The following is a 14,123-nucleotide window of genomic DNA, read 5'->3' as shown; positions in this document are numbered from 1 at the left end:
AAAGTTTCATAGATTTTCTATGGATGGTATTAATATAATTAAAAAGGGCATACGATTATTTAATTATGCCGTTTTCTGAACAAAGTAGTTATTATTTAAGTATGCCTCTGGATATGACTATTTTCTGAATCTCGGAGGTTCCTTCATAAATTTGGGTGATTTTGGCATCTCTCATCAGGCGTTCTACATGATATTCTCTTACATATCCATAGCCCCCGTGTATCTGTACTGCTTCGATACTTACATCCATTGCGACTTGCGACGCATAGAGTTTTGCCATCGCAGACGCATGAGAATAATCTTCTCCCTGATCTTTCAGCCAAGCCGCTTTGTACACCAATAGTCTAGCGGCTTCAATGGTAGTAGCCATGTCCGCAAGCTTGAATTGAATCGCCTGGTGTTGACTGATTGGTTTGCCAAAAGTCTTGCGCTCCTTGGAGTAAGCCAGAGCAAACTCATATGCTCCGGCAGCAATACCCAGTGCCTGTGCAGCAATTCCGATTCTTCCGCCATTCAATGTTTCCATGGCATATTTGAATCCAAAGCCTTCATCCCCTATTCTGTTTTCTACAGGGACCTTCACGTCTGTAAACATGAGCGAAGTAGTGTCAGAGGCCCTAATGCCCAGTTTATCCTCCTTATGTCCCGGTGTGAATCCTTCCCAGCCTTTTTCCACGATAAAAACAGATATCCCTTTATGACCTTTGCTGTGATCAGTTTGGGCAATTACCAGGTAAGTATCTGCTTTTGAGCCATTGGTTATCCAGTTTTTGGTGCCGTTCAATACATAATGGTCACCATTTCGGTACGCTTCGGTTTTCTGGGAAGTAGCATCAGAACCCGCTTCCGGCTCCGACAAAGCAAAAGCTCCCAGTTTCTGTCCTGATGCCAAGGGTTTAAGATATTTCTCCTTTTGCTCTTCGGAAGCGTATTTCTCCAATCCCCAGCATACAAGCGAATTATTGACAGACATCACTACGGATGCTGAAGCGTCGATCTTGGACAGTTCTTCCATCGCAATGACGTATGAAATCGTATCCATACCTCCTCCACCATAGCTGGGATCGACCATCATCCCCATGAAGCCGAGGTTGCCCATTTTTTTGATCTCCTCGGCAGGAAATCGGGACTCAATGTCCCGTTGTATTACTCCGGGGAGCAGTTCGTTTTTTGCAAAATCCCTCGCTGCTTCCTGCACGGCGAGGTGCTCCTCTGTAAGTTCAAAATGCATACTATTCTCTTTTGGGTTTAGCTATCTGCTAGGAATATATGCCAAAAAAAGAAGAGGGACAAAACTTGCCCCTCTTCAGAAATTTTATTTGATCTGTATCAATCCCGTCCTCCGAAGAAAACCATTATGTAGTAAGCCAAGGTAGTGAGCGCAGCAAGTGCAGCTACCACATAAGTCATTGCTGCCCATTTCAGTGCGTCTTTGGACATAGCGTATTCATCAGGCGTTACGATGTTTCTTGTTTTGACCCAAGCCAGCGCTCTGTTGCTTGCATCAAATTCCACCGGTAAAGTCACCAAGGAAAATAGGGTGATAATACTGTAAGCGCCAACTACGATAAAACCAATAATTTCATATGGCATTTGGATGAGAAAGCTTCCTAAAATAGATGCGATTAAGACTATGTTCAAGATCTTTCCTGCACTATTTTGCAATGGAACCAAGGTTGATCTTAAATTCAGCCACGCATAGGAGGTGGCATGCTGGACTGCGTGTCCGCATTCGTGGGAGGCTACTGCAGCCGCAGCTGCATTTCTTCCATAGTACACATCAGGGCTTAAGTTTACCGTCTTGTTGGCAGGATTATAATGGTCGGTAAGCTGTCCTTCCACAGATACCACCTGCACATCTGTTATGTTATTGTCTGCGAGCATGAGCTTCGCGATCTCGGCACCCGAAAGATTTGCCTGTAAAGGTGTTTGAGAGTATTTCTTGAATTTGCTTTTCAGTTTGCTGCTCACCACGAATCCTGCAATGGCAAAAACGACTACAATTAGTATGATCATAAGGTTATTAGTTGCAAAAGATGAATACGTATTATGTTTCTTTGGGTTTTTCCCAAACAGGTAATTTCATCATTATTACCCAGCTTATAAGGCCGGCTCCCAACACAAGGATTACTTGGGTGCCATGGATAATAGCGGCGAAAATTTTTCCGTCCACTTCCGATATACCCAGTTGTATCAAAATAAAGGCCACCAATGCATGAAAGGTTCCAATTCCGCCTTGAACAGGTGCAATCATGCCAATACTACCCATTACCATTACTAGGAGGACTTCGCCGGCGGACAAATTGGCAGTGCTGGGAATTCCTAAGGATATGGTGTACATGGTCAAAAAATACAAAAACCAAAGAAAAATAGAGCTTGTCCAGAATCCTGCCGGGTTGGACAGTTCCCCGATTTTCTTGAGCCCTGAAAGAATCTCCCTAAAAAAATGCTGGATTTTATTGACTAATCCATTGTCAGCAAATCTCCTGAATACATACCAAATTATGAGAACACAAACGGCAATTCCGCCGATCACCAGCGGAAGATTTGAAATGATTTTTTGACCTAAGGACGCTACATCGACTAACTGGCCGGCTAGATTTAAGAAGAGCTCTTGTTCTACAAAAAACGCCAAAAGAATTGTGGAGACAAGACATAACAGGTCTATGCTTCGCTCTACGATCACCGTGCCGATGAGATAGCCGGTGGAGGTTCCATTGGTTCGGGAGAGAACTCCACATCGTGCTACTTCGCCGGCCCGGGGGATAAGCATATTAATTAAATAGCCTACCATCAGAGCGTGGTAGGCTCGACCTAGGCTTACTTTTGTCCCGTCTTCTGTATCTATGAGCAAAGTCCAGCGCCAGCTTCTAATCATATAAGCAAGCATAGAGATCAATAGGGACAATATAATCCATGCCCAATTGCTTGCCATGATTTGGTCAAGCAATGAATCAAAGGCGATGTCTTTGTATAAAAACCAAAAAATCCAGACTGCAACTCCTAGAGAAATTACAATCTGGACGAATTGTTTCATGCTTTTCAGCCCCATCAGATGAGTTTGTTTTGCTCGTCGGGGAAGATCAACACCGGTTTGAATTTTTTGGCTTCTTCCAGTTCCATTCCGGCGTAGGAAATGATGATTACGATATCTCCTACCTGTGCCTTTCTGGCTGCGGGACCGTTCAGGCATACTTGTCCTGAGCCCCTTTCTCCCGTGATCACGTAAGTCTCCAGCCGTTCACCGTTATTGACGTTGACTATTTGGACCTTTTCATTTTCGATGAGATTGGCTGCATCCATCAGATCTTCGTCGATTGTGATGGAGCCTACATAGTGCAGTTCCGCCTGGGTGATTTTCACCCGGTGGATCTTGGATTTCAGTACCTGAATTTGCATCGGTTTAATTTTGCGGCAAAATTAAGGAATTATTGGCAGGTTGTCGATTAATCTGATTTTTCCCAGATAAGCAGCTACACAGATAGATGACTTTTGATTGAAATCAAAATCAGTATAAACCATAAAGCTGTCAGGGTGAATCAGTTCGAAGTATTCTAATGTTGCCAAAGGCGTTTCCCGAAAATCGCGTGTGATTTGATTCTGCACCTCAAACCATTGCTTGCCTGCTAAAAGTTCCTGCTTGGCCTTAGTCAGGCTGCTAATTAAAATCAAAGCCTGATCCCTTTCGGCCGGTGATAGGCGTAGGTTCCTTGAGGACATCGCCAATCCATCATCCTCCCGTCGTGTAGGGACTATTGTAAGCTCAATATTCAGAGAGAGGTCTTTCACCAACCGTTTTATAATACCGGTTTGTTGAAGGTCTTTTTGTCCAAAGAACGCTTTGGTAGGCTTGATGATGTTGAAAAGTTTGGAAACCACTATTCCCACTCCATTGAAGTGACCCGGGCGAAAGGCCCCCTCCAATACCGTTTCAAGCTCGCCAAAATTGATGCTTAATTTTGGCTTTTCAGGATAAATGGTTTCTGTATCGGGAATGAAAACAAAGTCAACATTTTCATTCCTAAGTTTGGCAAGATCCTCATCTATAGTAGATGGATAGTTATTGAAATCTTCTTGATTGTTGAATTGTGTAGGGTTTACGAAGATAGAAACGACTACAATATCAGCTTCTAGTTTGGCTTTTCTCACAAGGTCAAGATGACCTTCGTGAAGCGCTCCCATGGTGGGGACCAAAGCTATGGATTTACCGTTTTTGAGTGATTCAAGCCAGTAATTGTGCCAATCGGCTCCAGTATGGACTAGGTGCAACGGAATAGGGTTTAGAATGGGTAAATAGGGGCAAATGTATATTATTATTCAACAAATCAAGGCTTTTAAGGCTTTTTTTATTATCTTTGCGCAGTTGTTTTTTCACCTTCAACATAAAATCCAATAAGCATGTCCAAATTACGTATCCTCTACGTTGCCAGTGAAATCAACCCTTTTCTCCAAACATCCGAAGTCGCAAATTTCCTAAGAGCCCTTCCCCAAGCTATGCAAGAGCGTGGCATGGAGATCAGGATTCTAGTACCGAGATTTGGCCTGATCAACGAGCGAAAGAACAGGCTTCATGAAGTGGTGAGATTGTCAGGGATTAATATTGCGGTAGGAGAAGAGGAGAAACCTTTGGTAATTAAAGTGGCTTCCATCCCAAATGCAAAGCTTCAAGTATACTTTATCGACAATGAAGATTACTTCCAGCGAAAGCATGTATTCCACGATAAGCAGCAGAAATTCTACGAGGATAATGATGAGCGGGCAATTTTCTTCTGCAAAGGGGTTATCGAAACAGTGAAAAAATTGGGTTGGGCTCCGGATATCGTGCATTGTAACGACTGGATGACCAGCTTAATACCTATGTATTTGAAGACTACTTACAAGAGTGAGCCTTTATTTAAAGATACTAAGTCAGTATTTGCGATCTACAACAACGGATTTTCCCATACCTTTGGCGATGATTTGTTAAACAAGGTTAAGATGGTGGATATTGATGACGCTATTTTAGCACCTTTGAAAAGCAAAGACTTTACAGGATTTATCAAGATGGGCATGGAGTACGCCGACTTGGTGGTCAAAGGCGGTGAAGTTTCCGCAGAATTAAACCAACTAATCGAGGATTTCTCAAAAGACAAGAAGTTTGACATCAGCATTGAAGCAGAATCAGAAGCACAAGCTCACGAAGAGCTGTTCGGCATTTACACAAATCTCGCCGGTTAATCTGGCCTTTGGGGCCATCTTGTCCCTATTTCTTATCAGTTCCTGTAGTGACCCTGCCACTGTCGGCATAGAGCTGGCTCCCGGAAACAACCAAATCGGTGTTGTTTTTGAGGAGTTTGTATTGCCTGCAGAGGTGGTTTTACTGGATTCTTTCAATACTACCAATCAAAATATCTTGATTGTAGGGGAAGAAGTTGATCCTTTTTTCGGAAAAACATCAGCTACCGGGTATTCTAGAACGTTTATTGATTCCAGAGCTAAGCGCCCGGAGTCCAATGCGCTACTTGACTCCATCTTCTTCACTGTTGATATTATAAATATTAACGGGACTAATTTGGGCGGGCCAAAGCGTTTCTCTATTCATAAGTTGACAGAGCCTATACTGGATACCTTGTATTACAATTTTGATGAGTTGTCTTACGAAGAGAACCCATTTACTGCAGGAGAGATAGTGTTTGGAGAGAAAACTGATTCTATTGCCTCTTTTCAGTTGGAGGAAGAATTTGCAGAGGAGATTTTTAATAAGATGCGGGCTGGGGCTGAATTCAATAACCTCTTCACATTCAGGGAGTATTTTCCGGGAATCGCATTAAAAGCGAAAGAAGGCGATAATTCTTCTGCAAGGGTAAGGTTGGGCGCTAATACAGCAATAAAAGTCTACTATCGTAATGCGGCTTCTGATACAGTTTCTACTTTATACTCAATTTCGACTTCCTCTTCAAGAAATTTTAGCGGGATCAAAAGTGATCGAAGCGGCACTCCCACTGATGCCGTGACCGAGTATCAAAAGTCTTACGATGTGGGGCCGCTTGTAGGGATAAAGGCAGGTCTGGGAATGGTTATCAAATTAGATACCAGCCCTCTTGATGCTTTTTTGGATACGCTTTCCGGAGTTATATTCAACAACGTGTCTTTGGAACTTGGGGCAATAGAGGATCCTGCTGAAGGTGTTCTGCCCAGTACATATTTTAGAGCTTATTTTTCAGACGGGAGCAATCGCTTTCTGGCAAACCCCGCTGGAAAATATTATACCATACAGGATGCAAATAGAGCTCAGGTAGGCATTGACAGTGATTCCAATAAGGTACCCTTGGTGGAGTTCCCGGCGAGTTTTATTTATATTTCTGATAAAAAGCTCTATGGTCAAAATATATCGGCTTATATCAATGCGCTTTTCAGGGGAGACCTGACAAGAAAGGACTGGATCTTATATGGAGGTAATATAGTGGATAAGAGAAGGACAAGTCTAGGTACAGATCCACTTTCTCCTCAAGGAAATCTTACAACAGATCAATTTGGTACTTCACTGAGGCAGTTTAAAGTAGATAAGAACAAAATCAAGGTAAAGGTCATCTACTCTAAATCCAGATAGAATTCTCAAATTTTGAAAAGTCATTCTAATCCACTTCCTGATTTTCGGGAAGTGGATTATTTTTTTTGGCACGAAAGCTGTTTCTTTGTCAAAGTTCAGTTAAACCATAAGAATTTTTAAATATGTGTGGAATCGTAGCATATGTAGGGCAGCAGGAAGCTTTACCGATAATCATCAAAGGTCTGAGAAGATTGGAATACAGAGGATATGATAGTGCAGGTGTGGCACTATTGGACAGTAAAGGACTAAGCATATACAAAAAGAAGGGGAAGGTATCCGAATTAGAGAAGCATCTAGATTCTGGCTCCGATTTGACCTCCAAAATAGGAATAGGCCATACCCGCTGGGCCACCCACGGTGAGCCGAATGATACCAACGCCCATCCGCATTATTCTTCCTCCGAGAAAATAGCAATGATCCATAACGGAATCATAGAAAACTACGAAGTGCTTAAGCAGGACTTGATGCAAAAGGGCTATACATTTCAATCAGATACCGACACAGAGGTATTTATCAAATTTATAGAAGATATCCAGCTTAATAATCATTGTACTCTGGAAGAAGCCCTAAGATTGGCTCTTCACAAAGTGGTCGGTGCATATGCTATTGTTCTGATCAACAAAGAAGAACCCGATACACTGATTGCTGCAAGAAAGGGGTCTCCATTGGTGATTGGAGTTGGAGAGGACGAGTTTTTCCTTGCTTCTGATGCCACTCCAATAATCGAATACACCAACAAGGTGGTTTATTTGGATGATTTTGAAATAGCAGTTATCAGAAATAACCGTCTTCAGATCAAAACCATTGAGAACGTAGAAACCAATCCTTATATCAATCAACTGGAAATGGAGCTGGAAGCTATCGAGAAGGGTGGCTACGAGCATTTCATGATGAAGGAAATTTTTGAGCAGCCCAAATCAATTGCCGATTGCCTGAGAGGGCGTCTTGATGCGAAATCGGGTCGTCTGGTTCTTGGAGGACTTCGTGATTACATGAATAAATTCCAAAATGCAGAACGGATTATTATTACCGCTTGTGGTACCTCTTGGCACGCAGGATTGGTAGCAGAGTATCTTTTCGAAGAGTTTGCAAGAGTGCCTGTAGAAGTGGAATATGCCTCTGAATTCAGGTATAGAAATCCCGTAGTCGGCGAAAAGGACTTTATTATCGCCATCTCACAATCAGGAGAGACAGCCGATACGTTGGCAGCTATCGAGCTTGCAAAATCAAAAGGGGCGACGATTTTTGGAGTGTGTAACGTGGTGGGCTCATCCATCCCAAGAGCTACCCATGCAGGATCCTATACCCACGCCGGCCCTGAGATCGGAGTCGCATCGACCAAAGCATTTACTGCCCAGATTTCCGTATTGGCTATGATGGCCCTGAAGCTGGGCTACCAAAGAGGTACACTGCCGGAGAGCAAATATATACAGCTACTTCATGAGCTGGAGGCAATTCCCGGCAAAGTAGAAAAGGCATTGAAATCCAATGATTTAATAAAATATATCGCCGAGGAGTACAAAGATGTAAGTAATGCCCTCTACTTAGGTAGAGGATATAATTTCCCGGTGGCACTGGAAGGAGCTTTGAAACTTAAAGAGATTTCTTATATCCATGCAGAGGGATATCCCGCTGCTGAGATGAAGCATGGTCCTATTGCCTTGATAGATGAGGAAATGCCTGTTTTCTTTATAGCCACCAGAGACAGCTCTTACGAGAAAGTTGTTAGCAATATTCAGGAAGTAAAAGCCAGAAAAGGTAAGGTGATTGCTGTGGTCACCGAAGGGGACACGCAGGTGAAGGCGATTGCCGATCACGTGATCGAAATTCCTGAAACTCATGAAGCTTTTGCTCCATTGGTCGCTGTAGTTCCTTTACAATTGCTCTCTTACCACATTGCTGTGATGCGGGGCTGTAATGTGGATCAGCCAAGGAATTTGGCGAAATCAGTAACGGTAGAATAAACTCAAATGGCTGTCCGAAAGGGCAGCCTTTTTTTCTGAAACTCTGTTTGAACCGCTGAAACTGAAGATTGTAAGGGGCACAGTTTAGAAATAATAGTGAGGCTGAGTAAGAAAAAGTTAAGATTTACAAAAGAATAATAATGCTAAGGAATTTAGGGACAAAGCAGGGGTCAGCCTGACACAACGTTTGTACACTTATTTAAATTTCCATTTTGCCCATCGTAGGTATGCCCCAGTCTTTTAATTAGCCTTCTATGAATAATGGGCTCCCAGACCCCTTTGATCGGGGAGCCCATTTATATCAAAACCTTAGTGTAAGGTTAGCCGCGAAATTGGTCGGTGCCTGAGCAACTCCCCAAATGGTCCAATATTTCTCATTGGTCAGATTGTTCAGTTTTACACTTGCCCTCCATTTTGCTTGGTCGTAAAATGCACTCGTATTTAAGACCGTATATGCCGGAATGCTGAAAATATTATCGCTGAACATATAGCTTTTGCCTACATAATTTCCTCCAAATCCAAATCCCAGACCCTTCAGTTTGTGTTGTAGGGTATAAGAAGCCCAAAAGTTTACCATATTTTCAGGTGCATCAGTGGCTTTGTTGCCTTCTATGGATTCGTCTGAGGTTTTTACGATCCTGTTGTCATTGTAAGCGTAACCTGCCATCACGTTCAGTCCGGGTATTGGATTGGCGATTAATTCTATGTCAAACCCCTTACTGACTTGTTCTCCGTCTTGGACAGCGAAGCCGTCGGTATTCATGCGGATCGCATTATCGATGGAGATATGATAATAGCTAAACGTGGCACTCAATCTTTTGTCAAAGGCTTCCGTTTTTATACCTCCCTCTGACTGTACCGCATAGACCGGATCCAAAACCAGTTGTGAACCATCAGGCTGCATCCTTGGAGCTTGGTTTTGGAATCCGTTCATATAGTTTCCAAACACAGAGACCTGATCCTTTACCACTTGATAAACTACACCCAGCTTTGGGGAAAGAGCTGTCTGCTGAAAACCTTCCGCTCCTCCCTGCTCTTTTCTGTCGAAATAATCCACCCGTAGACTGAGCATCGTGGACAATCTATCCGTCCAGGCAATGACATCTGTGGCATAGCCGCTCAATGTATGGGTATTGACCGTGTTCCAGCCGGGCCATTGACCGGATACAATGTGCGGCTCTATATTTTGCCTTCTCAAAGGAAGGAAATCCTTGGTGACATCTACCGTATCTAAATTACCTGTAGTTCCGGATTCGCTTCTACTCTGGAAGAGTCTGTAGCTGGCGCCAATAAGCACTTTATGTTTGATATTTCCCGTAGTGAACTCTCCGTTGATGTTCTCCTGTATATTCGTATAGTTGTTGTAAATAGAATGCCAGTTTCCTGCACTTCTGGCGGCCCTAGTAGGGGATAGCCAGGTGGCATAATACTGATAACTATGATCCACATCTTCACCTACAAAGGAGAGTAAGGTCGAAGAGGTCCAGTTTTCGGAAAGGCGGTATTTAGCCTCTGCGAATATTTTTGTGGAGGAGGTTTCCGCATCTGCATCATGATGAAAAAACGCCTTTCTGTAATCCACCTTTAAGTCTTTGGGACTGGTGATCCCTGATCCGGGAGCATATCTGCTATACAAATTTCTTGTACTATTGACATTAAGGAGTTCAGCATCCAGAGTAAAAGTCAGACGATCTGAAGCTTTGTAAAGCAAGCTGGGGGAGATTAAATAAGCGTTGTAAAATCCATAATCCAAAAAGCTTTTTTCTTTATGCACAGCTGCATTTAGCCTAAACAAGACGGTGTTATCCTTGTTTAATGGCTTATTGATGTCTGCAGTAATCCGGTGGAGGTTATAGCTTCCTGTTGTATAGGAAACCTCAGTCTTGTTTGCTTCGGCAGGCTTCTTGGTTACCAAATTGACCACTCCACCAAAGGAGGAAACATTCCCTCCGAAAAGGGTTCCGGAAGGGCCTTTTAATATTTCTATCCGCTCCACATTAGCGATATCTACACTGGAACGGCCAGTTGTGGTCTCCATTCCGTTACGGGCATTGATCCCGATGTTGAATCCCCTGAATGTAGTACCGAATCCACCGGAAGGATACACTACCGGAACGACCCCCGGGGCATTGCGGAGGGTTTCTCCCACATTCGTTATCACCTGCTCCTGTATCAGTTCTTTGGTTACCACATTATATACCTGCGGATTCTCCAGATTCTCCAATGGCATGCGGGCTACATAGTCCGTTCTTTTGTCAGCCAATGGGTTGACCTTGGAGTCTGTTACGGTAAATTCCTGCAAGTCACTGCCGTTTTCCGGAAGGCGTACAGCCGGAACGCTTAGTGCTTGGCCATTTTCCAGTTTGATCTGTATTTCCTTGGTCGTATAGCCCAAATGGGAAATAACCAACAAATATTTCCCCGCAGACACTTGGTCAATGGAGAAAAGACCTTCTTCATCAGTCAGTGCACCCTTGTTCTGATTCTTGAGATGTACATTGGCAAAGGGGAGGGGCTGGCCTCCCTGATTCAGGATTTTTCCCTGTATGGTGGCTGAATTTTGCTGGGCTTGGGCGGTTGAAAAGCTGGAGAAAGTGATCAAGATCAATAAGCATTTAGCCAGCGACTTTTTATCTCTTATCATAAGATTGTATAAATAGTTCTTCATTTTGCTTGGGTTAGAAATGTTTAATTCTGGAATATTGGCTTTTGGGTTTTTGTATCCGGATTCTTATATAATCAGTCCACTGTTGCTCGCTTTGTCACAGTCACGTAGCTAGGATATAGAAGGAGTTGACAATCCTAAGCGACAGGCAAGAAATTAAAGTTGAGAGGTAAGGCTAGAATCGCTTTTGTCCGGAGAATTCCATTGCATCCCCTTTGCCAATACCATAGCTGATGCCGAAAGTGAAAAATCGGCCAGACATGCCTAACCGATTGAACTCAAGCCCTTGTCCGGAGGAAACGGACCTGTACTTTCTGGAGGCAAATACATCCCTCACACTGAGATTCATTACAGCTTTTCCTTTTAGGAGCTTTTTGCGCAGCCCAAGGTCGAGGTAGTAATTTTCAAGGATGTCTAGCTGTAGGGTTTCGTAAGCAGATTCATAGTTCCATGCGGCTTCGAAGTCGAAGTTTACGGGGAGTTTGAACTTTGCCATAGCCCTGGAGGTCCATCGGTCTCCGGAGAAGCCGAAGGACTGCTCATTGTAGGAGCCTTTTCTGGAGAATGCATTGTAATTCACATCCACATCAATCGTCGCCCAGTCCCATGGGGTATATTTGCTGTTGAACTCCGCACCGGTCGTGCGGCTACGTCCGACATTATCAGGTTTTCTGATACTTACATTGTCCTCCACAGTCACCACTTCTTCTATTACGTCAGTAGTAATCCGCTGGTAAAGGCCTAGATTGAATGATACTTTGTCCAAGTGATAGATAGATGTCACTTCATAAGAATCAGTATACTCGGGAGTGAGATTTGGATTCCCGGTGTAGATGTTGAAATTGTCCTGTAAGGCAAAGAAAGGGTTCAGTTCCCAAAGTCCCGGTCTGAATATCCTAGCCGAATAGCCTGCCTGTAGTGAATAATTATCTGAAAACTTGTAGGAAGTATGCGCCGTAGGGAAGAAATCCCCATAACGTTTTCTGTTTTTCTCCCCGGTATCTTCGAGGCGCGTATCCAATGCGGTGTATTCGAATCTTAATCCAAGTTTTGCACCCCACTTATCTTTCTCCCTAGACACGGTACTATACAGTCCCAATACATCCTGATCGAATACAAATACATTTGTGAAATTTGGATCGGGAATCCACTCTCCTTCTTGCCGGTCAAAGACAGCATAGTCATTGGACACTCCGTTGATGACATACTGTGTCCCCGTTTCCAGTTCATAATACTCTGAAAACGGTCTGGTATAATCCAGTTTGAACGTATAGATCCCTTCTTTGTAGTCAGTGTTCAGTTTTTGCAAAGCATCGGGTCTGTCTCCTAGGATAGTTCTGTTTTGAAAATCAGAGACTTGATCTTTGCGGAAGAATGCTCCTGTGGCACTTGCCAATAGGCTGTGATCTCCCGACTCGTCAAAATCCTTCTTGACCTGAAACTCCCCCTGCCATTTGGGATTGTCGGCATAGGAATCTTCTTTTCTGGACCAAGCATCAGCAACTGTACCTTCCGGGTTTTTCAGGGTATAGTCATTTTTGGAGTCAGTGGTTTCTTTTTCATAGGCGAATTGTCCTGAAAGGCTAACGACCGTAGAGTTGTTGATCCGATAATCTGTACCGAGTATCAGGTTATAAAACTCCTCATTAAAGTCCCTGTCGCTGAGTGTGTGAAGTTCGGTGTTGCTTGATAGGTCCTTGCTGAGTGTCTCGTTGTGACGGGGGAATGTACGGTAGCCCACTCCCACTTGGGTAAATAGGTTAAGTTTATCAGTTCTCTTGTTGAGGCTAATTCCCAAGCTATGGTTGTTGGGCATTCCCGTATTGAGGGTAACGGAGCCGTTCAGGTTCTTTTCCCCTTCTCTTTTGAGTACTATATTGATGATTCCGGAAGTACCCTCCGCTTCGAATTTGGCGGAGGGATTGGTGATGACTTCTATTCTTTCGATCATGTCGGCTGTGATGGTCCCCATGATATTCCCTTGCTCACTTGCCAAAACCGATGGTTTTCCGTTGATCAGGATGCGAACGCCCTGACTTCCCCTGAGACTGATCTGTCCTTCTATGTTGACACTTACAGAAGGGATGTTGTTGAGTATATCCAACGCACTGGCACCTGTGCTGCTGATATCCTGCCCCACATTGAAAACCCGTTTGTCCAACTGAAATTCTGTGCGGGATCTTTCACCCTGAATCACCACCTCATCCAAAGTCTTGCTATCCTCTTCGAAAAGAATGTCTCCTAAGTTTAATTTCGAACCGTTGATCTCAAAATCAGTGATTTTTTTAGTGAGATATCCCATAAAGCTCAGTTCGACATAGAAATCCCCGTGCTCGGAATGCAACTCAAAGTGCCCATCATCATCGGTGGTCGTACCATCTATCATTTGATCGTCAGCCTTATCTCTAAGTATAACAGTAGCATAGGCTATGGGTGTTTTTTTGCCGGCTTCCCGCACAGTTCCGGAGATGGTGATGCCGGATTTTTGGGCTTGCTGGGCATGGATGAGAGGAGTCAGCTGGACAATCAGGAAGCAGATAAAAACAAGCTTTTTCATGTGTTTATAATTTGTTTTTTTTAGGCCACCCCGATTAATCGGGGCAGGCTATGGAATCTCAGCCTGACAGAAGGCAGGCTCGATTTCATTTCTTTTGTCGTTCGGTTTGTAATTTGGATTCCATGAGAATTTCCCGTTGGATCTTTACAGTTTCTTATTGTATCTGTGTAGTTGGGAGGGATGGATTCCCGATAAACATTAAGAGGAATAGGCTGAAATGTTTTCGAAAGCTGACTGTTGTTGTGAGTAAGTTTTTTCCATTTTTTAATAGGGTTAGGGGTGATATGTTAGCGAATAGTGGCTTTTGGATAATTGTTTGTTAGTTCTTGGTAAATGGAGCAAGAGGAA

The 14,123-nt window shown here is 43.5% G+C and carries 10 protein-coding genes; 3 read left to right on the top strand and 7 right to left on the bottom strand.

The window, feature by feature from the left end; genetic code table 11:
- Window positions 1-91: 91 nt before the first annotated feature.
- The 5 genes from J2X69_RS18785 to panC form a co-directional block, all read right to left on the bottom strand.
- A complete protein-coding gene (locus J2X69_RS18785) occupies window positions 92-1,231 on the bottom strand; it encodes an acyl-CoA dehydrogenase (protein ID WP_310106822.1) in 1,140 nt (379 codons plus the stop codon).
- 98 nt (window positions 1,232-1,329) lie between these two features.
- Window positions 1,330-2,016: a zinc metallopeptidase gene (locus tag J2X69_RS18780; protein WP_310106818.1), complete on the bottom strand. Its 687-nt coding sequence runs from the start codon at window positions 2,014-2,016 to the stop codon at window positions 1,330-1,332.
- 31 nt (window positions 2,017-2,047) lie between these two features.
- The gene (locus J2X69_RS18775; protein WP_310106814.1) at window positions 2,048-3,037 is read right to left on the bottom strand and encodes a lysylphosphatidylglycerol synthase transmembrane domain-containing protein; all 990 of its coding nucleotides are present in this window, start codon (window positions 3,035-3,037) and stop codon (window positions 2,048-2,050) included.
- Between the two features lie 14 nt (window positions 3,038-3,051).
- Window positions 3,052-3,399: an aspartate 1-decarboxylase gene (panD, locus tag J2X69_RS18770; RefSeq protein ID WP_057936936.1), complete on the bottom strand. Its 348-nt coding sequence runs from the start codon at window positions 3,397-3,399 to the stop codon at window positions 3,052-3,054.
- A gap of 21 nt (window positions 3,400-3,420) precedes the next feature.
- Window positions 3,421-4,269 (bottom strand): pantoate--beta-alanine ligase, encoded by an 849-nt coding sequence (panC, locus tag J2X69_RS18765; RefSeq protein ID WP_310106806.1) that lies wholly within the window; start codon window positions 4,267-4,269, stop codon window positions 3,421-3,423.
- A gap of 129 nt (window positions 4,270-4,398) precedes the next feature.
- On the opposite strand from panC, the gene J2X69_RS18760 reads away from it, so the two are divergent.
- The 3 genes from J2X69_RS18760 (at window position 4,399) to glmS (ending at window position 8,553) form a co-directional block, all read left to right on the top strand.
- Window positions 4,399-5,217 carry a glycogen/starch synthase gene (locus J2X69_RS18760; RefSeq protein WP_192347290.1) on the top strand — a complete coding sequence of 273 codons (819 nt, stop codon included), beginning with the start codon at window positions 4,399-4,401 and terminating at the stop codon, window positions 5,215-5,217.
- Window positions 5,138-6,589 carry a DUF4270 family protein gene (locus J2X69_RS18755; protein WP_310106801.1) on the top strand — a complete coding sequence of 484 codons (1,452 nt, stop codon included), beginning with the start codon at window positions 5,138-5,140 and terminating at the stop codon, window positions 6,587-6,589. Before J2X69_RS18760 ends, J2X69_RS18755 begins: the two co-directional genes overlap by 80 nt.
- Before the next feature lie 122 nt (window positions 6,590-6,711).
- Window positions 6,712-8,553 carry a glutamine--fructose-6-phosphate transaminase (isomerizing) gene (gene glmS, locus J2X69_RS18750; RefSeq protein ID WP_310106798.1) on the top strand — a complete coding sequence of 614 codons (1,842 nt, stop codon included), beginning with the start codon at window positions 6,712-6,714 and terminating at the stop codon, window positions 8,551-8,553.
- 301 nt (window positions 8,554-8,854) lie between these two features.
- Here the strand turns inward: glmS and J2X69_RS18745 are convergent, their stop codons facing one another.
- Together J2X69_RS18745 and J2X69_RS18740 are read right to left on the bottom strand one after the other, a co-directional pair.
- Window positions 8,855-11,221, bottom strand: coding sequence for a TonB-dependent receptor (locus J2X69_RS18745; protein WP_310106795.1), 2,367 nt, complete (start codon window positions 11,219-11,221; stop codon window positions 8,855-8,857).
- A gap of 172 nt (window positions 11,222-11,393) precedes the next feature.
- Complete coding sequence (locus J2X69_RS18740) at window positions 11,394-13,775, bottom strand: TonB-dependent receptor domain-containing protein (RefSeq protein ID WP_310106793.1); 2,382 nt, start codon at window positions 13,773-13,775, stop codon at window positions 11,394-11,396.
- Window positions 13,776-14,123 lie beyond the last annotated feature (348 nt).

Source organism: Algoriphagus sp. 4150, from assembly GCF_031457395.1.
In the GTDB taxonomy this organism is placed as follows: Bacteria; Bacteroidota; Bacteroidia; order Cytophagales; family Cyclobacteriaceae; genus Algoriphagus.
The sequence above is the reverse complement of the archived record's forward strand: the minus strand, read 5'-3'. Positions and strand labels throughout refer to the sequence as shown.

Excerpts from the sequence above, each read along its gene's own strand:
- J2X69_RS18785 (WP_310106822.1), bottom strand. The coding sequence starts at position 1,231 with ATGCATTTTGAACTTACAGAGGAGCACCTCGCCGTGCAGGAAGCAGCG.
- J2X69_RS18780 (WP_310106818.1), bottom strand. The coding sequence starts at position 2,016 with ATGATCATACTAATTGTAGTCGTTTTTGCCATTGCAGGATTCGTGGTG.
- J2X69_RS18775 (WP_310106814.1), bottom strand. The coding sequence starts at position 3,037 with ATGAAACAATTCGTCCAGATTGTAATTTCTCTAGGAGTTGCAGTCTGG.
- panD (WP_057936936.1), bottom strand. The coding sequence starts at position 3,399 with ATGCAAATTCAGGTACTGAAATCCAAGATCCACCGGGTGAAAATCACC.
- J2X69_RS18760 (WP_192347290.1), top strand. The coding sequence starts at position 4,399 with ATGTCCAAATTACGTATCCTCTACGTTGCCAGTGAAATCAACCCTTTT.
- glmS (WP_310106798.1), top strand. The coding sequence starts at position 6,712 with ATGTGTGGAATCGTAGCATATGTAGGGCAGCAGGAAGCTTTACCGATA.
- J2X69_RS18745 (WP_310106795.1), bottom strand. The coding sequence starts at position 11,221 with ATGAAGAACTATTTATACAATCTTATGATAAGAGATAAAAAGTCGCTG.
- J2X69_RS18740 (WP_310106793.1), bottom strand. The coding sequence starts at position 13,775 with ATGAAAAAGCTTGTTTTTATCTGCTTCCTGATTGTCCAGCTGACTCCT.